Source organism: Nitrosococcus halophilus Nc 4 (assembly GCF_000024725.1).
Lineage (GTDB): Bacteria > Pseudomonadota > Gammaproteobacteria > Nitrosococcales > Nitrosococcaceae > Nitrosococcus > Nitrosococcus halophilus.
In genome coordinates this window covers 2,739,833-2,759,816 of record NC_013960.1, presented here as the reverse complement: position 1 = coordinate 2,759,816, position 19,984 = coordinate 2,739,833, and the positions used below count along the sequence as shown (strand labels likewise).

Here is a 19,984-nt window from a genome sequence, read left to right as displayed (position 1 = left end):
CCCCAGCAGAGGCAAGCCTTGAGGAAATGGACGCGCTCTGGGAAGAAGCAAAATCGAAAGAATGAGAGATGGCGACCCAAAGTACTTAAAGCATGACACCCGAATCCAATTTCGACTTCGACTACTGGATGCTCCTGGCAAAAGAGGATCCTGAAGAATTCGAACACCAGCGTAGAGCCATTATAGAACAGACTTTGACCCAGGCGCCGGAACACCTACAGACACGACTGAAACGTCTACAATGGCGTATCGATATGGAACGACAACAATGCCGAAATCCTTTGGTCTCCGCCGCCAGGCTCTACGCCATGATGTGGGAACGGATCTATGCTGAGTATGGGTTACTCGATGCACCCCATAAGCTCGGATACGCCTTGGCGGAGATGAGGCGTACCGGTCAAACCTTTAGGGAAAAATTTAATTGATGCTACCCTGGCGACGATACACGCCTTCCTGGAGATCATCAAAAAATAATTCGATTGCAGGATGATTAATAGGCTCCCTGGAAGTATCCAGATCCAGGTTTCGCTCCGCCACATAGGTCTGGTAATCCGCATTGTCAACCAAAACATGATACCAAGGCCGATCTTTTGGCGGTTGGGACTGAGCCATCTGCTCATACCACTCGGGACTACCCTGAAAGACCGGATCTGCATCCACCACTACCCCCCGATAATGAAACAGCTTATGACGCACCAACTGTCCAATCCCAAATTTAGCTCTTGATTGTTGCATAGGGTTTCTCCACTTTAGTTTATGCTCGCATAAAGCGACGACAATTTAGGTTAATCATTCACCATGGGACATCGCTTATCCAAGATCTACACCCGCACAGGTGATCAAGGAACGACTGGGCTAGGTAACCAACAGCGGGTGCCAAAAGACCACCCCCGGGTTGAAGCCATCGGCGCTATCGATGAACTCAATGCCCTCCTGGGCCTGCTTCTTGCTCACCCCCTCCCAGATCCCCTCCACCAGGCCTTAACGCCTGTCCAGCACCAACTCTTTGACCTGGGAGGGGAACTGAGTATTCCCCCTGCCCATATTATCGAAGCTGGTCAAGTTCAGGCCCTAGAACGGCAACTCGATAGCCTAAATGAAAAATTGCCGCCACTTAAGGAATTTATCTTACCGGGGGGCACCATCGCCGCCAGTCTTTGCCACCTCGCTCGCACGACCTGCCGGCGGGCAGAGCGACGGCTCGTAACTCTTGCCAAGGAAGAGGCCACCAATCCAGAGAGTTTGAAATACCTCAATCGCCTCTCAGACCTCTTGTTTGTCATGGCACGGGAACTTAACCGCACAGAGGGGGCCCCTGAAATATTTTGGGAAAAAACCAAACGAGGATAAAATTCCAATCCCCCAGTAGCTTTTCTAGATAACACTATAACACCCAGCGGCGCCTACTATTCAATGATCACGGAAATTGGAGTTTCGCCATGACTGACTGCGGTTCGGTCCCTCCTCCCCTTGTCAGCCTGGAGAATTCGCGTTTCTCAGCAGTCCTCGGGCGGTGGCTAGGCCACGGCCCTTGGGGTCTTCACCGCTCCGCGGGCTTTATCGGTTCCGGCGCTCCCCGCCGTACCCAACATCAAAACATTCTTGGCCGCGTTAATATCCCGGTCGTGCTCCGTTCCACAGTCCGGGCATTCCCACTCGCGAACTTTGAGCGGCATGGACTCTTGAATAGTCCCGCACTCAGAGCACGTCTTGCTGGTGGGCGCCCAGCGGTCCACGATAAACACTTCCCGGCCATACATTGCTGCTTTGTACTCCATTTGCCGCTTGAGCTCATACAGCCCGCAATCCGCAACAGCTTTGCTCAAGCGGCGGTTTCTCAACATCCCTGTGATATTCAAATCCTCCAGACAAATCACTGGGTTCTCGTTGACTATCTTGAATGCAGCTAAACCAATAAAGATTTGAGGCGCTCCCAATTAAAGGCGGGACCAGGATCTGTCTTACGGCCTGGTGCGATATCGCTATGACCCACAATCTGCTCCTTAGACAGGGTAGGATAGGCAACGATCAAGGCACTGATAAGACTCGCTAAGGTTTGATATTGTATCTCTTCATAGGGGGCAACATCAGTACCCTCAAGTTCTATCCCAATAGTAAAGTCATTACATTGAGTACGCCCATTAAGGTTCGACCTCCCTGCATGCCAAGCACGCCTGTGAAAAGGCACGTACTGGGTTAAAGAACCATCCCGGGCGATAAAAACATGGGCGGAAACACGGAGGCAGTGGATTTCATGGAAATAAGGGTGTGCTGTAGGATCAAGGCAGTTGGTAAATAGGGCATCAATCCATGGCCCTCCGTACTCTCCCGGCGGTAGGCTGATACCGTGCACCACTAACCATTCTGGCACCATCCCTGGTGGTCGTTCATCCTGATTGGGCGAGATAACCTGACGGGCATGGGTCAGCCAGCCGCTATCCCTGTTCACCCAGAGGCCCCAAGGAACAAGGACCGTCATGGTTTATCACTACTTGACCTGGAAAACATCGAAGCATCCGAAGAGTCATTGCTATAATGGAGAATTAAACCTAAGCGGTTAGCAACAGGATATTGCATGCCCACTGCCCCAATTGAAGAAGAAGTTCGCCGAGCACTTGCTGAAGATATCGGGAGCGGTGATGTCACCGCAGCGTTAATTCCAGCAGCTTCGAGAACAACTGCTACTGTAGTTTGTCGCGAAACGGCCGTACTCTGCGGAACTGACTGGTTTAATAGGGTATTTCAACAATTGGATGCGGAAATCGTCATCAATTGGGCCCGGGCAGATGGGGACCCTCTCTCGGCTAATGAGAGGATTTGCACTTTGCACGGCCCCTCGCGCCCTCTTTTGAGCGGCGAACGCACCGCCTTGAATTTCCTCCAGACTCTATCCGGGACCGCCACCATAGCCCACCATTATGCTTCAGCCGTGGCTGGGTTGCCAGTTAAAATATTAGATACCCGCAAGACCCTGCCAGGCTTGCGCCAAGCGCAGAAATATGCCGTTCGCTGCGGCGGCTGCCACAATCATCGCCATGGCCTCTACGATGGCGTGCTCATTAAAGAAAACCATATTCTGGCAGCCGGCTCAATTACCGTAGCGGTTGAACGTGCCCGCACCTATAGTCCCAACCTCCCTATAGAAATAGAAGTGGAAAACCTGGACGAATTGCAACAAGCGCTCACTGCGGGGGCCGACATTCTCCTGCTTGATAATTTCGATCTCCCTGCTCTCTCCGAAGCCGTCCGCCTTAACCAACAGCGGGTCAAGCTGGAAGCCTCGGGCGGCATTACCCTGGAGAACGTCCGCCAGGTGGCCGAAACGGGAGTCGATTATATCTCAGTAGGGACTTTGACCAAGGATGTCCATGCCGTGGATATGTCGATACGCTTTAATCAGGGGCATTAAACCAGACCAGCTGTGGATAAAGAGAGACCACCTCACCGATGATGATCAAAGTGGGCGCATGGATTTCTTCCCCTTTGACAATACCTGGCAATGTTGCCAGAGTGCCCGTCAATACCCGTTGCTGGGAAGTTGTCCCTTGCTGGACCAAGGCTGCTGGCATGGTAGAAGGCATACCATGGGCAATCAATTCCTGGCAAAGAATCTCAAGCCCTACCAACCCCATATAAACGACAATGGTTTGCTTAGGCTGGACCAAGGACTGCCAATTCAAGCTCAAACGCCCTTCTTTGAGTTGCCCGGTGACAAAGATACAGGCATGGGCATGGTCACGGTGGGTGAGCGGGATGCCCGCATAGCAAGCACAGCCTGAAGCGGCGGTAATCCCAGGCACGACTTGGAAAGGAATGCCTTCCGCCGCCAATGTGGCAATCTCTTCCCCTCCCCGACCAAAGATAAAAGGATCGCCTCCCTTAAGGCGCAATACCCGCTGACCTTCCCGGGCAAATTGGACCAGCATCCCATTGATTTCCTCTTGCCGTACCGTATGCCAGGCGCGCTTTTTACCCACATAGATTCGTTCCGCCTCGCGCCGAACTAAATCTAGAATTTCCGGACTGACCAAACGATCATAGAAGACCACATCCGCTTGCTGCATAAGGCGCAAAGCGCGAAAGGTCAAAAGATCAGGATCTCCCGGTCCCGCGCCAACCAAATAAACCTCCCCCTGGCTAGGGGCTGCACTCTCCTCCAAAGCAGCTTCCAGAGCCCGCTCAGCTTCACCTTCCTGACCCGCGAAAATCTTTTCGGCGATACTGCCTTGTAAGACCTTTTCCCAGAAGATACGCCGCGCCCTTGCGCCGGCAATACGCTGCTTAACCTGGCTGCGATAGCGAGCCGCAAATTGGCCCAGGCGGGCATAAGCGTAAGGAATAAGGGTCTCCAGACGGGCGCGGAGCAAACGCGCTAATACCGGAGAGCTCCCCCCGCTTGAGACCGCGACCACTACCGGCGATCTATCCACAATGGAGGGCAGAATAAAATCACAAAGACGAGGGCAATCAGCCACATTAACGAGTATCCCCTGAGCCTTGGCGAGATGGTAGACTTGCTCGTTGAGGGAGTGATCATCCGTTGCCGCAATCACCAAACGACAATCCTTCATTTCAGCTTCGCTGAAAGGGGCTTGCTGTAACCCAATTTCCCCCTTTTTAGCCCACTCCTGAAGCTGCTCATGCGCTTCCAAGGCCACCACTTTAACGACCGCACCCACCCGGCGGAGCAAGGCCACTTTTCGGGTCGCCACAGCGCCCCCACCCACCACCAAACACCGCTGCCCGCGTACATTTAAAAATATTGGAAGATATTGCATCTTTATATGGTATAGGGTTGTCTGTAATGAGTTTGTGGCTATCAATCAAATATTTTATATGGTTTTGGCATCCCGCAATGGTATAGACTACCTCCAGCAATGCTATCCATGCTCCATAAACTACGGCATGCTCACCTGAGCCCCTTGCCCCCATGGCCCAGTGCGGGAGGACTGGCGCTGCTGGCATTGTTTATCATTTTATTTTGGTTTCTCACCTTTCCCCTAAAGCAGGGTTTCGATCTCAACAACATCATCCTTGAAACCGTGGTGCTGGTCGTCGCCTTAGTCGCTCACGCTTTTATCTTGCGACTAGGCATCACTCTTTTGACTGGGGGTTGGGGCCTACTCCTGGGCAGTCTCTTGTTAGGCTTGCTAGGGGAGTTCACCCAAGAATCCAGGCAATGGAGTACTCTGGTGGAGAGAATACTAGAGATTCTGGGACTTGCTCTCATTGCCTTTGGTTTTTACCGTTCCCAGCGACTACTCCAAACCCAGTTAAAAAAGACCCAAGCTAAGGAGACTCGGTCCCGCCACCTCGCTCAGTACGATGCTCTCACCGGACTGCCCAATCGAATCCTACTTCAAGACCGCTTAGCGCAATCTATGGCGGAAACCCTCCACAGTAGGCAACAATTGGCACTTTTATTCTTGGACCTTGACCGCTTTAAGGACATCAATGACAGTTTTGGCCATGAGATCGGTGATGCGGAATTAATCCGAGTCGCCGGGGTACTCCATGGCTGCGTAGGGCCCACAGATACGGTGCTGCGAATTGGCGGTGACGAATTTGCAATTATTCAAACCCATATTCTGGATGCCGATGAAGCTGCCCTCCTGGCCCAACGGATTCTTGGCGCCATTGCCGAACCCCATAGGCTTCAGGGGCATAAGATACATAACAATGTCAGTATTGGGATTACCCTCTTTCCTAGCGATGCTCCTACCGCCAAACAGCTGCTCAAGAACGCCGACATCGCCCTGTACCATGCTAAACATGAGGGTCGTAATAACTACCAATTATATATGCCCGACATCAATGCTCGGGCCCATTCCCGGGTAGCACTGGCCAAAGACCTGCAAAGCGCCCTTGAAAGCGGGGACCTCCACTTGCAATTCCAGCCACAGTTGGATCTCACCAGCGGCAGAACGGTCAGTTTTGAGGCCCTACTTCGCTGGCGCCATCCCCAACATGGGATGCTTGCCCGTCAAACTTTTATTCGTCTGGCGGAAGAAACTGGTCTCATCATCCCTATTGGCGCTTGGGTTTTAGAAATTGCCTGCCAAACCTGTTTTAGCTGGCAGCAATTTCACTCAGGGCCTTTACAAGTGGCGGTCAATCTCTCTCCGCGTCAATTTCGTCAGCCGGATTTAGCGGGCGGTATCGCAGCTATCCTGGAGCGTACAGGCCTCTCGCCGCCCTCCCTAGAGGTGGAAATTACCGAAGGGCTCCTTATCGAAGATATGGATTCAGCCCTCAAGACCCTACAGTCTCTAAGCACCCTGGGCGTGCGTATTTCCGTAGACGACTTTGGTACAGGGCATTCCTCCTTAACCTACCTTAAACACCTTCCCCTGGACAGCATCAAAATTGACCGCTCTTTCATCCACGACATCCCCGAAGAAATTGAAAGCCGGGCAATTACTAAAGCCATTATTGCCCTGGGCCATAGCCTCAATCTCGAAGTGGTGGCAGAAGGCGTAGAAACCCAGGAGCAATTTCTTTATCTCCAAGAGTACGGCTGCGATAGGGTCCAGGGTTATTTCATCAGCAAACCCTTAAACGCGCCTAGAGCGCAAAAGTGGTGGCAAGAAAAAGGCTGAAATACGCGCTTTAGGGGGAGGATAACCCTATGGCCTCCTGGGCCCCCACCACTTCACGCAGCATGGTGGTCGCATAGGCCCCTGCAGGTAAACGAAAACAAAGTCTCAGGCTATCGTCAGCAGGAAAGGACCATTCCAAATCAGCAGCCATCAGCCTTAAACTCCGGCGCTCTTGCTTTAAGCCCCCCTCCTCTAGACCCTTCCGCCATAATCCAAAGTCCGCCAACACCTTCTCCTCAAAAGCACGGGTTATCCCCAAGGTGGGGAGGCTTCCCCGTCCCCATAAAGGGCCACTAGGATGGCAGTCGAAGCACCGCACCCGGGCTTGCAAGGTTTCATCTATAGTCTCCGCTAAAAAGAACCCGCGACTCCCATCGAGAATAAGCGCTTCTCCAGGAAGCGGTTGATTCCAATGGGCCGCCCGTACTCGCTCAGCTAAGACCTGATTAAACAAAAAAGCGCGGGCCGCTGAAAGTAACAGTCCCCGCAGATAGCGATCCTTCGGTGGCCTGCCCCCCGCAAACCATTGGTCGGCTTGTTCCAGATTTTGGCCCTCCCGACCAAATCTCTGGGGTCCGAAATAGTTAGGAACACCCTCGGCCTTAATTTGCACAAGGCGCCTAAGAACCACCTCCCGATCCCCTTGGAGCCGCCGTAAAGTCAACCGGAAACGATTTTCTTTAAGCGCGCCCCGCCGTAATTTTCGGGGGTGACGAATAATCTTAACCACTTGAACCGCTTCAGTTTCTAACTCTGCGGCCCAGTTAGGCTCTTTTTTCCGGCCCAAATGAACACTGAACCATTGGGTGGTTAGAGCATGGCGGTCCTTTAAACCCGCATAGCCCACATCTACCGACCGCACACCGGCAATACGGGCAAGCCGACGCGCCAACCACACGGTGTTGGTATTACGCTTACAGAGCAAAAGCCAAACATGCTCGCCCTCCCCTGAGAGGGAAAATGGAAGTTCCTCAACCACCTGGAAGTCCTCGGGGCAACATCGAATCAGGGCCGTTGCGGGAGGCGCTTCTGCCCCGTAGGCAAAAGGGGGTTCTTCACTCACCGACCCTGCTTATTCCTCTTCCAGCAATACCACAGCATGGGCCGCGATGCCTTCGCCTCGGCCAATATAGCCCATGCCTTCCGTGGTGGTCGCCTTAATATTCAAGCGCTGATAGGGCAATTTGAGTTCCTGGGCCAAAACTTCACGCATGGAAGGAATATAAGGGGCCAACTTAGGGACCTGGGCCACAATGGTCAGGTCGCCATTGTGTACCTTCAGCCGATGCTCGTTCAGCAAAACCATCACCTGGCGAAGAAGCTTTCGGCTATCAGCATCTTTAAATTCGGCACTGGTATCGGGGAAATGGCGGCCAATGTCACCTAAGGCGGCAGCCCCAAGTAAAGCATCACAGAGGGCGTGAATCACCACATCGCCATCAGAATGGGCAATTAAGCCCTGTTCATGGGGAACGTCCACCCCTCCAAGGATTAACTTTCCCGTCGAGCCAAAGCGGTGAACATCAAAACCATGGCCAATTCTCATCCTTCCCGCCCCTGTCGTTTCAAAAAATCCTCCGCTTGCATCAGATCCTGGGGATGGGTGATCTTGATATTGTCAGGATATCCTTCCACCAAGTGGGGTGAAAACCCGGCCCATTCCATCGCGCTGGCCTCATCGGTCACCTGCACTCCTGCAGCAATTGCTTCTCTCAAGGCCCGATAGAGCTTCTCAAGCCGAAACATCTGGGGCGTCATGGCCCGCCACAGGCCTTCCCGGTTAACCGTTTCCAATACCACGCCCTCGGCATTGGCGCGCTTGACGGTATCGCTAATAGGTAAAGCCAGCAAGCCCCCTATGGGATGGCCATGGAGGGTCTCCATCAGCCGGTCAATATCTTCTCTCCGCAGGCAAGGTCGAGCCGCATCGTGCACCAGAACCCAATCTTCGGGCGCGGCTAAACTCAGCAGACACTCCAAGCCATTGCTGACGGAATGGCAACGCTCTGCCCCCCCTGGCGCTCGGATAATTCGTTCCTTATCCTGGGGGAGGCACTCGGGCCACCACCTGTCTTCGGAAGAGACGGCCACCACAATCGCCTGAATCCGGGGATGCTGTAGAAGACTATCCAAAGTATGTTCAATGACCGTCTTGCCGGCGAGGGGAAGATACTGCTTGGGGATATTGGTCCCCATGCGTTTCCCCACTCCGGCGGCCGGCACTACGGCCCAATAGTTGGGACTCATGGCTCTTCGATAATTTGAAAAAAGGTCTCGCCTTGCTTAACCATGCCCAACTCGCTTCGAGCTCGCTCCTCCAAAGCATCAAGACCACTTTTTAGATCTCGAACTTCCGCATCTAGAACCTGATTACGCTCGACCAATGCAGCATTCTCCTGCCTCTGCTGTTGGATACTCCGGCTCAGGCGCCGCAACTCACCCAAACCATCTTCACTGACCCACAGCTGGTATTGAAGCGCTAAAAATAATACTAACAGCAACCCGACAACGAACCTCATCACACCGAGGGGCTTCTTCGCTAACGGTGGGCAAAAGCCTGACGCCCTGGATAATGGGCCTTATCTCCTAGCTCTGCCTCAATTCGCAGCAACTGATTGTATTTGGCTACTCGATCAGTCCGGGATAGGGAACCTGTCTTAATCTGACCACTTTGGGTAGCCACGGCCAAATCGGCAATCGTAGTATCCTCAGTTTCCCCAGAGCGGTGGGAAATAACCGCCGTATAACCTGCATCCTTGGCCATGCGGATAGCTGCCAGGGTCTCCGTTAAGGTTCCAATTTGGTTAACCTTGATCAAGATGGAATTGGCCACTCCTTTGTCAATGCCTTCCTTGAGAATGGCGGTATTGGTCACAAATAAATCATCGCCGACCAGTTGCACCCGTTGGCCAAGACGCTGCGTCAACAGGGCCCACCCCTCCCAATCCTCTTCCGCCATACCGTCTTCAATGGAAAGGATGGGGTATTGTTCCACCCAAGAAGCCAGGACTCCGATGAATTCTTCCCCTGTGAGCCGCTTACCCTCGGAAGCCAATCCATAGCAACCCTCTTGATAAAACTCAGAACTTGCCACATCCAGGGCCAAACTCACATCACGACCCGGTTCAAAACCGGCCTGGGTTATGGCCTCAAGAATCACCTCAATGGCCGCCTCGTTAGAGGAAAGGTCGGGCGCAAAGCCCCCCTCATCACCGACGCCCGTGCCCAGGCCACGCCCGCGTAACACCTTTTTCAGGACATGAAATACTTCGGCTCCATAGCGGATGGCCTCAGCCATGCTTCCCGCCCCCACCGGGACGATCATAAACTCCTGCAGATCCACATTATTGTCCGCATGGGCGCCGCCATTGATAATATTCATCATAGGTACCGGCATTGGGAAAGGCCCGTCCCCCCCCAGGTAACGGTACAGGGGTTTTTGTGCCTCCAGTGCCGCCGCCCGCGCCACCGCCAAAGAGACGGCTAAAATAGCATTGGCCCCGAGGCGATCCTTGTTGGGCGTACCATCGAGTTCAATGAGGGCCTGATCGATACTTTCCTGGGCGCTTGCTTCTTGCCCCAACAGCTGCTGGCGAATTTCACCGTTAACATGGCCCACGGCTTTGAGTACGCCCTTGCCCCCATAGCGCTGGGGATCCTGGTCACGCAATTCCACGGCTTCGCGGGTACCGGTCGAAGCACCCGAAGGCACCGCAGCCCGCCCCAGCACCCCTGCTTCAAGAACAACATCCGCTTCCACAGTGGGATTGCCGCGGGAATCCAGAATCTCTCGCCCCCTAACATCAATGATCTTACTCATCGGATAAACTTCCCTACTCCCTTTAATCTTAGCGGTATCCTGTTTCGGGGAAACCGCGCCTTTTTACCGTCTCATCAATGGCTATTAAGGTCTCTAATAGTTTTTCCATCGCCCCTAGAGGCCAGGCATTGGGACCATCACTTAAAGCCCGTTCGGGCTCTGGATGGGTTTCCATAAATACCCCCGCCACCCCTGCCGCTACGGCCGCACGGGCAAGCACCGGCACCCACTCCCGCTGTCCTCCAGAACATCCCCCTTTTCCTCCTGGCTGCTGGACAGAATGAGTCGCATCAAAAACCACGGGACAACCGGTATCGCGCATTACCGCCAAACTGCGCATGTCTGAAACTAAAGTATTATAGCCAAACGAGACCCCTCGTTCGCAGACCAGCACTTGTTGATTGCCGACTGCCCTGGCTTTGTCTACCACATGGCTCATATCCCAAGGCGCCAAGAACTGCCCTTTTTTAATGTTGATAGGCCGACCCTGGCGGGCCACTTTTTGAATAAAATTGGTTTGGCGGCAGAGAAAAGCTGGAGTCTGCAACACATCAACTACCGCTGCGACCTCCGACAGGGGCGTATCCTCATGAACATCGGTCAGCACCGGAATGCCAAAGGTGTGTTTGACCTTCTCCAAGATACCTAGACCCACTTCAATGCCATGACCTCGAAAACTTTCCACAGAAGTCCGATTGGCTTTGTCAAAAGAAGATTTATAGATAAAGGGAATTCCAAGGCGCGTCGTGATTTCCTTCAGCCTACCTGCCGTATCTAAAGCTAACTGTTCGCTTTCAATCACACAGGGGCCGGCAATCAGAAACAGGGGCCGCTCCAAACCGACCTCAAACCCGCATAGCTCCATGAACTTTACTCTACCTGGGATTTAACTTTACTTTGACAATACTCAACAGCAGCCCGAATAAAACCGTTGAAAAGCGGATGACCATCCCGGGGCGTCGAAGTAAATTCAGGGTGGAATTGACAGGCCACAAACCAGGGATGATCAGGAATTTCCACCATCTCCACTAAATTTCCATCGAGGGAAATCCCCGACATGACTAGACCAGCAGCTTCTAGCGCCTTTCGATAATAGTTATTGAATTCATAGCGGTGCCGGTGGCGTTCGGTAATCACCTTCTTGCCATATAAAGCCGCCGCCCGGCTTCCCGGCAACAATTGACATTGGTAACTCCCTAGGCGCATTGTTCCACCCAGGTCCATATACTCATCACGTTTTTCAATGAGCCCATCCGCCCGCTGCCATTCGGTGATTAAGGCAATTACCGGGTCCGGCGCGCTCTTGTCAAACTCGGTACTGTGAGCTTCTTTCATCCCAGCCTGGTGGCGGGCAAACTCAATCACCGCTACCTGCATTCCAAGACAAATCCCCAGGTAGGGAATACCATTCTCTCTAGCATACTGAACTGCCGCTATCATGCCTTCAACGCCCCGTTCACCAAATCCTCCAGGCACTAAAATGGCATCGGCCACCTCCAAACCCTCGACACCTTCAGCTTCAATCTCCTCCGAATCCAAGTAAATAATATTGACCTGGGTGTGGGTATGCATTCCCGCATGAATTAAGGCCTCGGAAAGTGATTTATAAGCTTCCGTATGGTCGACATACTTACCCACCAAGGCCACGGTCACTTCATCATCAGGATATTTTAAGTTATCAATAACTTGCTGCCATTCCGTCAGTTTAGCCGGGCCTACCTTGAGGTGGAGGTGCTCCACCACAATTTCATCCAGTCCCTGGGCGTGTAGCTCTAGCGGAATCTTATAGATACTGTCTACATCCACCGCTGAGATCACCGCTCTGTCGGATACACTGGTGAATAAAGCGATCTTGCGCCGCTCAGACTCGGGCAAGGGATGCTCCAAGCGACACACCAATACATCCGGTTGTATGCCAATGGATCTCAATTCTTTTACTGAGTGCTGGGTTGGCTTGGTTTTAAGTTCCCCTGCAGAGCGGACAAAAGGAACTAAAGTCAGATGCATAAAAAGGGTTTGCTCCCGCCCCAACTCCATTCCCATCTGGCGAATGGCCTCTAGAAAAGGCAAGGACTCGATATCTCCTACCGTCCCTCCGATCTCCACTAGGGTGACATCGGCATCATCCGCGCCTTCATAGATACAACGCTTAATTTCATCGGTAATATGGGGGATCACCTGAACGGTATTGCCTAGGTACTCTCCTCGACGTTCCTTGGCAATGACATTTTCGTAAATTCGGCCGGTAGTATAGTTGTTGCGCTGGGACATGGTCGTACGTACAAAGCGTTCGTAATGCCCTAAGTCGAGATCAGTCTCCGCCCCATCCTCGGTGACGAATACCTCACCATGCTGGTAAGGACTCATCGTACCAGGGTCCACATTAATATAGGGATCGAGCTTAACGAGAGTGACGCCAAGACCGCGCGCTTCGAGAAGGGCGCCCAGGGAAGCGGAGGTGATGCCTTTCCCTAAAGAAGACACAACACCGCCAGTGACAAAAATAAATTTAGTCATCAAGATCTGGAGGAAATAAATATGATGGGAATAACCGCAGAACAATTACATAAGCTAACAGAATCGGTGTCTTTCCTCAATGCCAAGCCTCTTAGAAAACCCATTCGATCATCACTCCCTCCCTCCCCGGTTCGGCGGCAAAGTCTCGAGCAATGCCTATTTCCGCCACCCAGGCAAGTTTCTCCCCCACATAGATCATTGGAATACGCGTCCGTTGCCAAGGGGGAATACCCCGCTCTTGGAAGAGTTTTTTTAGGGTACAACTAGAACTCCGATCCGCTAAGTGAATACGCTCTCCACCCTGGCGAAAGCGAACCGTTATCGGGCTCCGCCGCCATTGCTCTGCATCCAAGCCAAACCCCTGAGTCATTTTTGGAACCAATACTCCCCCCACCTGGGGGGGCAATATCAAGGGTTCAACACCCTCCCAGGCAAGCACCATCGTCGCCTCATGGGGAGAAAGGGGCTTTTGGGTATACAGTCGGTTACGGTAACGCCGGACCTCCGCTCCCGGCCAAGCAACTAGAGGTTGGGCATCCTCTGAGGCAGGCAGCACTTCCTCCAAGATACGCTGTAAGTGAGCGCTATCAGGGAGAGGCAATCCCTCCCGCTTAAACCAATGGCGCAAAAGATTGCGACGCTGAGGGGGGGCTAACCCTTGTAGCCCCTGCACCGAAAGCCCCGGTTCACCGTCGCTCACGGTAATCAATTCCTGCTGGGCCTGGTGGTCGAGTATCCAGGCGGCATCTGCTTGATGGCCTGCGGCCCGAGATAAAGTCCGGCCTAGGCCTGGCCAGCGCTGCCGCAGTAAGGGCAAAACGTGATGGCGCAGGTAATTGCGGTCAAACCCAACGTCAAAATTACTGGGATCTTCAATCCAAACCAGGCCTTCCTGCTCCGCATAGGCCTTCAACTCAGCTCGGGAAAAAGGGAGCAAGGGCCGTAGCAACAAACCCTCGCCAAAGGGCATGACTCTCGCCATCGCGGCTAAACCATGGGGTCCCGCTCCCCGCAAAAGTTGCAGCAATACTGTTTCCGCCTGATCGTCTTGATGTTGCCCAGTCAGCAGACATTCTCCTTTTTCCACCCGGGTCCGAAGAGCGGCATAACGAGCCTCACGGGCAGCCGCTTCGGGGCTTTCTCCCTTAGCTGGACGGGCATTCACCTTGATCACCTCGCAGCCAACCCCAAGTTCGGAGCAGGTTTCTCGGCAATGCTGTGACCATTGCCCAGATCGAGAACTCAACCCATGGTCCACATGAAAGGCACTCAATGCGATACCCGGTAATTGAGGACGAAGTTGCACCAAGCTATAAAGGAGCACCTGGGAATCCAATCCGCCGCTGTAAGCTACTCGGTAGCCGTGACAAAAATGAAGTTGCCGCAAAAACTCAAGCAGGCGGTCGGCTGAAAAGCCCATACCCAGGGTTTATTCTTGGAATTGGCCATAACTTCTAAGCCGCTGTTGGCGGTGCTCTAGTAACTTGTCCAGGGGCAATTCGATTAAATAATCGAGTTGCTCACTTAACACCCCCTTGAGCTTCTCCGCCATGGCCTCCACATTCCGGTGGGCCCCCCCTAAGGGCTCGCTGACGACACGATCAACAAGTCCTAGTTCTTTCAATCGCTTGGAAGTGACTCCTAAGGTCTCCGCCGCATCAGAAGCTTTATCGGCACTTTTCCATAGAATGGAGGCACACCCTTCGGGGGAAATCACGGAATAGATGCTGTATTCGAGCATGAACATTCGATCCCCCACACCAATAGCCAACGCTCCGCCGGAGCCCCCCTCACCAATCACCGTCGCGATAATGGGGGTTTTCAACCCGGCCATCACGTACAGATTGCGGGCAATGGCCTCACTTTGGCCACGCTCCTCCGCATCAATACCAGGGTAGGCACCCGGCGTATCGATGAAAGTCAGTACTGGCAATTTAAATCGCTCTGCCAATCGCATTAGCCGCAACGCCTTACGGTAGCCCTCGGGACGCGGCATCCCAAAATTACGGGCCACTTTTTCCTTGGTATCACGTCCTTTCTGATGCCCAATAACGACAACCGGCCTTCCTTCCAAGCGAGCAACACCACCGACGATGGCCTTGTCATCCGCAAAAGCTCGATCACCATGGAGTTCTTCAAAGCCGCTAAAAATCCGATTGACATAATCCAAAGTGTAGGGACGTTGCGGATGTCGAGCCAATTGCACGATCTGCCAATCGGTGAGAGAACCGAAGATGGATTCGGTCAGCGTCTTGCTTTTAGCCTTGAGGCGCTGAATTTCCTCGGAAATATTTAACTTGGCATCATCGCCAACAAAGCGTAACTCCTCGATTTTGGCCTCAAGTTCTGCGATAGGCTGTTCAAAGTCTAGAAAATTCATTTTCATGGTACTGAGGCACCTAAAAATTGAAAAAGCAGCCACATTATCTGCTTTACATTAATAATTTGAGCTATTGATTTAGTTATCTTTTCAGATACCGGCCCCAGTCACCCGGTTACGTCCGGCGCGCTTAGATTGATACAACGCTTGATCGGCTGCAGCGATAAGCTTTGTCGGATCCTCATCACGCTGAGGTACAAGCGTAGACACGCCTAGACTGATGGTGACCTGCAAACCACTCTGGGAAGCATAACGATGAGGAATTTTCAGGATTTCCACGGCCCGGCGCAAGCTCTCCGCCAAACTTCTCGCACCTTTACTTCCAGTCTCGGGAAGAATAACGACAAATTCCTCTCCCCCATAACGAGCAAGCAAGTCATTGGGTCTTTTTAGCACCGAGCTAAGGGCCTTTGCTACCTGACGTAGGCAATCATCTCCAGCCTGATGGCCGTAAATATCGTTATAAGCCTTAAAGTTATCAATATCGATCATAATCACTGAGAGCGAGCTCTTATTACGCATCGCGCGCCGAAATTCTTGACGAATAGTCATCTCGAATTGCCGCCGGTTAGCCACTCCCGTCAACTCATCAAGGGAAGACAACTGGCGTAGTTGCTCATTAGCCGCTTCCAGTTGGTGAGTCAACTCCAGCAGTTCTTGTTCCCTCTGCCTACGGGTATCGATCTCCCGCTTTAAACGTAAGGCAGAGCGGACCCTCGCCATGAGACTTACGTTATCAAAGGGCTTAGTGACGTAATCCATGGCACCCGCATCAAACGCTGCCTCCAGATTCTCTTGGTCATCGTGGCCGGTAATAATAATAACAGGGATGTCTTGTCCAAGGGGATGACTCTTTAACTGACGGCAGGCTTCGATGCCATCGATTCCCGGCAGCTTCACATCCATTAGCACAAGATCGATGTTTGCTGAGGTCTCCGTAGCCAGCAGGCCAAGCCGTTCAAAAGCCTCCTGAGCAGAATGGGCCAGGCATACTTCATACCCCCCTACCCCCTGAAGGCGGAGCGCCAGCAACCGGGCAAGATCTTTGTCATCATCAACCACCAGTATAGGCATATTCGACAATTTTCCATGTTCATGGAGCACTGTTCCCAGAAGACGCCATTTATTCTACCTTCGGGCACGAGGAAGGCTTTGAACTTTGTTTCAAAAGGGATGCATCAATACATTATCTGCACATGCTCCGCCCCCGGCAGTAACCGCAAGCGGGCAAGTAGTGCCTCATTGGGTTGAATTTGCCATTCCTCACCCAGCATCAACCGGGCGCTGGCAACTCCATTGCGGTAGCAAATGGCGACGTGGCAACGGCCTTGCCGGAAAGGCGCCAAAATCTTCGCTAATTCAGCAACGGCTTCTTGCCCGACACAAGTACCGTCAAATCCGATTTCTAAGATTTTCGCGAACGCCCCTCGGGCCTCCGCAATACTGTAGACTTTTTCCGCCGTAACGGTGGCGGTATCTGCGTACGAATCCCACCCTAAAGTTCCGTCAATCACCACGATATGATCCGGCTGCAACAGCTCCCGGTATTTGTCAAAAACTTCGGCAAAGGTCTTCACCTCCAGGCGGGCACTACGATCATCCAAAGTCACAAAGGCATTACGTCCCCCCTGACGAGCTTTACTAGTGCGCACGGAGCCTATCAAACCGGCGATAATAACCCGCTGGTTATAATTTAGGCGGTTACTCGCTTGGCTAACGAGTTCGGCTAACCGGCGGGGAGCTATCTGCCTCAGCTCCTGCTCATAACGGTCGATGGGATGCCCACTAAGATACAACCCCAAGGTCTCCTTTTCCAATGCCAACCGCTGTTCCTCATCCCATTCCTGGGTTTCGGTATAATTTCCTGCTTGACTACCCTCCAACACACAGTCAAGGCCGAATAAATCATTCTGCCCTAGAGAGGTGTTACGGGAATGTTGTTCCGCCAAAGCCAAAGCGGTTTCCAAAGAAGCTTCTAGAGTCGCTCGATTAGCCCCCAAAGGATCTAAAGCCCCTGAGCGGTTTAAGGCTTCTAGCACGCGCCGGTTAATCTTGCGCAAATCGATACGACGACAAAATTCAAAAAGATCTTGATAAGGTCCGTGCTGTTCTCGCTCCTTGATGATCCCCTCCAAGGCTGCTGCACCAACGCCTTTAATCGCTCCCAAACCGTAACGAATAGCGTTCTTGCCCTGGGCTGAAAAACGATAATCGCTGACATTCACATCAGGGGGAAGCACCTCCAAATTCATGACCTGACATTCCTGAATAAAAGCCGCTACTTTCTCCGTATTGTCCATGTCGGAAGAAAGCACTGCCGCCATATAGGGGGCAGGATAATGGGCCTTGAGATAAGCGGTCTGATAAGCGATCAAGGCATAGGCTGCGGAATGGGATTTGTTAAACCCGTACTCGGCAAATTTCTCCATGAGGTCGAAAATGGCCGTTGCCCGCTCTTCCTCAACCCCTCGTGCTTTCGCCCCCTCCGTAAAGATAGCGCGCTGCTTGGCCATTTCTTCGGGCTTTTTCTTGCCCATGGCCCGGCGCAGCAGATCAGCCCCCCCCAAGGTATATCCCGCCAGAACTTGGGCGATTTGCATTACCTGTTCCTGATAAACAATGACACCGTAGGTCGGTTTGAGAATGGGCTCAAGGGCGGGATGGGGATAATCCACCTTGGCACGACCGTGTTTCCGATTGATATAATCATCCACCATTCCCGACTGAAGAGGCCCAGGCCGGAACAAGGCCACCAAGGCGATAATATCCTCAAAGCAATCCGGCTGGAGCCGCTTTATGAGGTCTTTCATGCCCCGGGATTCCAATTGAAACACAGCGGTAGTCGCACAGCGTTTAAGGAGCGCGTAGCTTTCCGGATCATTCATTGGCAAAAGAGCCAAATCAAGCGGGGCCGTACCCTGCTGGGCCCGTTGTTGGTTGATGGCCTGCAAGGCCCAGTCGATAATGGTTAAGGTACGCAGACCCAAGAAATCGAATTTGACCAGGCCAATGGCCTCGATATCATCCTTGTCAAATTGGGTCACGACTCCACTCGCCCCTTGCTCACAGTAGTAAGGGACATATTCGGTCAATTTCTTCGGCGCGATCACCACACCACCAGCATGCTTACCGGCGTTTCGTGTTAGCCCCTCAAGCTTCCTAGCCAAATCAATGAGAAATCGAACTTCCTCTTCTTCTTCGTAACGGGCCCTTAACCCTTCGGACTCCTCTAGGGCCTTGTCCAGAGTCATCTTGAGATCAAAAGGGATAAGCTTGGCAATTTGGTCCACGAAACCGTAAGGATGCCCTAATACCCGACCCACGTCCCGCACGACCGCTTTGGCGGCCATGCTACCGTAGGTAATAATCTGGGAAACATGATCCCGGCCGTAGTAGTGGCTCACATACTCGATCACCCGGTCGCGGCGTTCCATACAGAAATCGATATCGAAATCGGGCAGGGATACACGCTCGGGGTTCAAAAAACGTTCAAAAAGAAGATCAAAGGCTAATGGATCCAGGTCGGTTATTTGCAGGGCATAGGCAACCAGGGATCCTGCCCCTGAGCCCCGCCCTGGCCCTACCGGAATTCCGTTTTTTTTAGCCCAGCGGATAAAATCGGCGACAATGAGGAAATACCCTGGAAACCCCATTTGGTTAATCACCGCCAATTCCTCTGCGAGGCGCGTTTCGTAAGTGGGCTGCTTGATTTCCCGGTCTGTTTCAGAAGGATAAAGTTTTGCTAACCGCTGCTCCAACCCTCGACGGGCCTCGACCTCAAGAAATGCTTCGATGCTTAGCCCCTCTGGCACCGGAAAATTTGGAAGATAGTGGCTCCCTAGGGTAAGTTCGAGGTTACAACGCCGGGCGATCTCTACCGTGTTCTCCAGGGCTTCGGGCAAGTCCGCAAATAATTCCGCCATTTCCGACGAGGTTCGCAAATATTGCTGCTCACTATAGTGACGGGGTCGGCGAGGATCATCTAAAGTCCGCCCTTCATGAATACAGACCCGGGCCTCGTGAGCTTCGAAATCCTGGGTTCTAAGGAAGCGAACATCATTGGTTGCCACTACCGGGGTATCACATGCTAAAGCAAGTGCTACGGCCCCATGGAGATAATCTTCCTCACCCTCTCTGCCAGTGCGATGCAGCTCCAAATAATAGCGGCCCGGGAAAAGGGCTTGCCACCGCTCCAGTAGCTTCTTGGCTTGAATATTGTTGCCCGCCAACAGAGCCTGACCCACATCACCCTCTCGACCTCCAGAAAGGACAATCAGACCATCGCTTTGACTCTGCAACCAATTCCATTGCAAGCGGGGAACGCCATGATATTGGCCTTCGCTATAAGCGCGCGATAACAGACGGGATAGATTGCAATAACCTCCTTCATTCTGGCAAAGCAAAGTAACCCGGCTGGCTCGGCTACTTTCGGTTGAATCCACTAAAAAAACGTCAGCCCCAATAATGGGCTTCACTCCCTCTGCCTGGGCAGCACGATAGAACTTGACCATGGCAAATATATTATTCTGGTCAGTCACCGCTACCGCTGGCATCCCCGCTTCCCGGGCGGCTCGAACCAGGGGCCGGATACGCACCAGGCCATCCACCATTGAGTATTCGGTATGCAGATGCAGATGAACGAAGGATAGGTCCATAAATAGTTCAATG

18 protein-coding genes and 1 pseudogene are annotated in these 19,984 nt (G+C 52.8%); 4 read left to right on the top strand and 15 right to left on the bottom strand.

Going from position 1 to position 19,984, the window contains the following annotated elements:
* The first annotated feature begins 92 nt into the window (after window positions 1-92).
* On the top strand, window positions 93-425 hold the full coding sequence (locus NHAL_RS13055; protein ID WP_013033627.1) for a DUF3135 domain-containing protein: 333 nt from the start codon (window positions 93-95) through the stop codon (window positions 423-425).
* Here NHAL_RS13055 and hspQ read toward each other — a convergent pair.
* On the bottom strand, window positions 418-735 hold the full coding sequence (gene hspQ, locus NHAL_RS13050; protein ID WP_013033626.1) for a heat shock protein HspQ: 318 nt from the start codon (window positions 733-735) through the stop codon (window positions 418-420). The genes NHAL_RS13055 and hspQ overlap by 8 nt on opposite strands.
* Window positions 736-798: 63 nt before the next feature.
* Between hspQ and NHAL_RS13045 the strand changes: the two genes are divergently transcribed.
* Window positions 799-1,350, top strand: coding sequence for a cob(I)yrinic acid a,c-diamide adenosyltransferase (locus NHAL_RS13045; RefSeq protein ID WP_013033625.1), 552 nt, complete (start codon window positions 799-801; stop codon window positions 1,348-1,350).
* Window positions 1,351-1,517: 167 nt separating this feature from the next.
* On the opposite strand, the pseudogene NHAL_RS13040 reads toward NHAL_RS13045, so the two are convergent.
* Both NHAL_RS13040 and ampD read right to left on the bottom strand, forming a co-directional pair.
* Window positions 1,518-1,898, bottom strand: a pseudogene (locus NHAL_RS13040) (RNA-guided endonuclease InsQ/TnpB family protein); the annotation flags it as partial.
* Between the two features lie 8 nt (window positions 1,899-1,906).
* The gene (gene ampD / locus NHAL_RS13035) at window positions 1,907-2,479 is read right to left on the bottom strand and encodes a 1,6-anhydro-N-acetylmuramyl-L-alanine amidase AmpD (RefSeq protein ID WP_013033623.1); all 573 of its coding nucleotides are present in this window, start codon (window positions 2,477-2,479) and stop codon (window positions 1,907-1,909) included.
* Between the two features lie 96 nt (window positions 2,480-2,575).
* On the opposite strand from ampD, the gene nadC reads away from it, so the two are divergent.
* The gene (nadC, locus tag NHAL_RS13030; protein WP_013033622.1) at window positions 2,576-3,409 is read left to right on the top strand and encodes a carboxylating nicotinate-nucleotide diphosphorylase; all 834 of its coding nucleotides are present in this window, start codon (window positions 2,576-2,578) and stop codon (window positions 3,407-3,409) included.
* Here nadC and cysG read toward each other — a convergent pair.
* Complete coding sequence (gene cysG, locus NHAL_RS13025) at window positions 3,393-4,778, bottom strand: siroheme synthase CysG (RefSeq protein WP_013033621.1); 1,386 nt, start codon at window positions 4,776-4,778, stop codon at window positions 3,393-3,395. The two genes, nadC and cysG, sit on opposite strands and share 17 nt — an antisense overlap.
* A 108-nt stretch (window positions 4,779-4,886) precedes the next feature.
* Here cysG and NHAL_RS13020 point away from each other — a divergent pair, with 108 nt between their 5' ends.
* Window positions 4,887-6,599: a putative bifunctional diguanylate cyclase/phosphodiesterase gene (locus tag NHAL_RS13020; protein ID WP_041354950.1), complete on the top strand. Its 1,713-nt coding sequence runs from the start codon at window positions 4,887-4,889 to the stop codon at window positions 6,597-6,599.
* 10 nt (window positions 6,600-6,609) lie between these two features.
* Here the strand turns inward: NHAL_RS13020 and truD are convergent, their stop codons facing one another.
* From truD to dnaE, 11 genes are all read right to left on the bottom strand, one after another.
* Complete coding sequence (gene truD / locus NHAL_RS13015; RefSeq protein WP_013033619.1) at window positions 6,610-7,662, bottom strand: tRNA pseudouridine(13) synthase TruD; 1,053 nt, start codon at window positions 7,660-7,662, stop codon at window positions 6,610-6,612.
* Window positions 7,663-7,671: 9 nt separating this feature from the next.
* The gene (gene ispF, locus NHAL_RS13010; protein ID WP_013033618.1) at window positions 7,672-8,145 is read right to left on the bottom strand and encodes a 2-C-methyl-D-erythritol 2,4-cyclodiphosphate synthase; all 474 of its coding nucleotides are present in this window, start codon (window positions 8,143-8,145) and stop codon (window positions 7,672-7,674) included.
* Window positions 8,142-8,846 (bottom strand): 2-C-methyl-D-erythritol 4-phosphate cytidylyltransferase, encoded by a 705-nt coding sequence (gene ispD, locus NHAL_RS13005; RefSeq protein ID WP_013033617.1) that lies wholly within the window; start codon window positions 8,844-8,846, stop codon window positions 8,142-8,144. Before ispD ends, ispF begins: the two co-directional genes overlap by 4 nt.
* Window positions 8,843-9,118, bottom strand: coding sequence for a cell division protein FtsB (gene ftsB / locus NHAL_RS13000; protein WP_013033616.1), 276 nt, complete (start codon window positions 9,116-9,118; stop codon window positions 8,843-8,845). Before ftsB ends, ispD begins: the two co-directional genes overlap by 4 nt.
* 20 nt (window positions 9,119-9,138) lie before the next feature.
* On the bottom strand, window positions 9,139-10,419 hold the full coding sequence (gene eno / locus NHAL_RS12995; RefSeq protein ID WP_013033615.1) for a phosphopyruvate hydratase: 1,281 nt from the start codon (window positions 10,417-10,419) through the stop codon (window positions 9,139-9,141).
* A 28-nt stretch (window positions 10,420-10,447) separates the two neighbouring features.
* Window positions 10,448-11,284 (bottom strand): 3-deoxy-8-phosphooctulonate synthase, encoded by an 837-nt coding sequence (gene kdsA, locus NHAL_RS12990; RefSeq protein WP_013033614.1) that lies wholly within the window; start codon window positions 11,282-11,284, stop codon window positions 10,448-10,450.
* Window positions 11,285-11,289: 5 nt separating this feature from the next.
* Entirely contained in the window at window positions 11,290-12,936 is a 1,647-nt protein-coding gene (locus NHAL_RS12985; RefSeq protein ID WP_013033613.1) for a CTP synthase, read from the bottom strand.
* Window positions 12,937-13,027: 91 nt separating this feature from the next.
* The gene (gene tilS / locus NHAL_RS12980) at window positions 13,028-14,356 is read right to left on the bottom strand and encodes a tRNA lysidine(34) synthetase TilS (protein ID WP_013033612.1); all 1,329 of its coding nucleotides are present in this window, start codon (window positions 14,354-14,356) and stop codon (window positions 13,028-13,030) included.
* 9 nt (window positions 14,357-14,365) lie between these two features.
* Entirely contained in the window at window positions 14,366-15,322 is a 957-nt protein-coding gene (locus tag NHAL_RS12975) for an acetyl-CoA carboxylase carboxyltransferase subunit alpha (protein WP_013033611.1), read from the bottom strand.
* A gap of 84 nt (window positions 15,323-15,406) precedes the next feature.
* Complete coding sequence (locus NHAL_RS12970) at window positions 15,407-16,390, bottom strand: diguanylate cyclase domain-containing protein (protein WP_013033610.1); 984 nt, start codon at window positions 16,388-16,390, stop codon at window positions 15,407-15,409.
* Window positions 16,391-16,494: 104 nt separating this feature from the next.
* Window positions 16,495-19,971 carry a DNA polymerase III subunit alpha gene (dnaE, locus tag NHAL_RS12965; protein ID WP_013033609.1) on the bottom strand — a complete coding sequence of 1,159 codons (3,477 nt, stop codon included), beginning with the start codon at window positions 19,969-19,971 and terminating at the stop codon, window positions 16,495-16,497.
* Window positions 19,972-19,984: the final 13 nt, after the last annotated feature.

Coding starts and splice junctions, on each gene's coding strand:
- NHAL_RS13055 (WP_013033627.1), top strand. CDS start 93: ATGACACCCGAATCCAATTTCGACTTCGACTACTGGATGCTCCTGGCA.
- hspQ (WP_013033626.1), bottom strand. CDS start 735: ATGCAACAATCAAGAGCTAAATTTGGGATTGGACAGTTGGTGCGTCAT.
- NHAL_RS13045 (WP_013033625.1), top strand. CDS start 799: ATGGGACATCGCTTATCCAAGATCTACACCCGCACAGGTGATCAAGGA.
- ampD (WP_013033623.1), bottom strand. CDS start 2,479: ATGACGGTCCTTGTTCCTTGGGGCCTCTGGGTGAACAGGGATAGCGGC.
- nadC (WP_013033622.1), top strand. CDS start 2,576: ATGCCCACTGCCCCAATTGAAGAAGAAGTTCGCCGAGCACTTGCTGAA.
- cysG (WP_013033621.1), bottom strand. CDS start 4,778: ATGCAATATCTTCCAATATTTTTAAATGTACGCGGGCAGCGGTGTTTG.
- NHAL_RS13020 (WP_041354950.1), top strand. CDS start 4,887: ATGCTCCATAAACTACGGCATGCTCACCTGAGCCCCTTGCCCCCATGG.
- ispF (WP_013033618.1), bottom strand. CDS start 8,145: ATGAGAATTGGCCATGGTTTTGATGTTCACCGCTTTGGCTCGACGGGA.
- ispD (WP_013033617.1), bottom strand. CDS start 8,846: ATGAGTCCCAACTATTGGGCCGTAGTGCCGGCCGCCGGAGTGGGGAAA.
- ftsB (WP_013033616.1), bottom strand. CDS start 9,118: ATGAGGTTCGTTGTCGGGTTGCTGTTAGTATTATTTTTAGCGCTTCAA.
- eno (WP_013033615.1), bottom strand. CDS start 10,419: ATGAGTAAGATCATTGATGTTAGGGGGCGAGAGATTCTGGATTCCCGC.
- kdsA (WP_013033614.1), bottom strand. CDS start 11,284: ATGGAGCTATGCGGGTTTGAGGTCGGTTTGGAGCGGCCCCTGTTTCTG.
- NHAL_RS12985 (WP_013033613.1), bottom strand. CDS start 12,936: ATGACTAAATTTATTTTTGTCACTGGCGGTGTTGTGTCTTCTTTAGGG.
- tilS (WP_013033612.1), bottom strand. CDS start 14,356: ATGGGCTTTTCAGCCGACCGCCTGCTTGAGTTTTTGCGGCAACTTCAT.
- NHAL_RS12975 (WP_013033611.1), bottom strand. CDS start 15,322: ATGAAAATGAATTTTCTAGACTTTGAACAGCCTATCGCAGAACTTGAG.
- NHAL_RS12970 (WP_013033610.1), bottom strand. CDS start 16,390: ATGCCTATACTGGTGGTTGATGATGACAAAGATCTTGCCCGGTTGCTG.
- dnaE (WP_013033609.1), bottom strand. CDS start 19,971: ATGGACCTATCCTTCGTTCATCTGCATCTGCATACCGAATACTCAATG.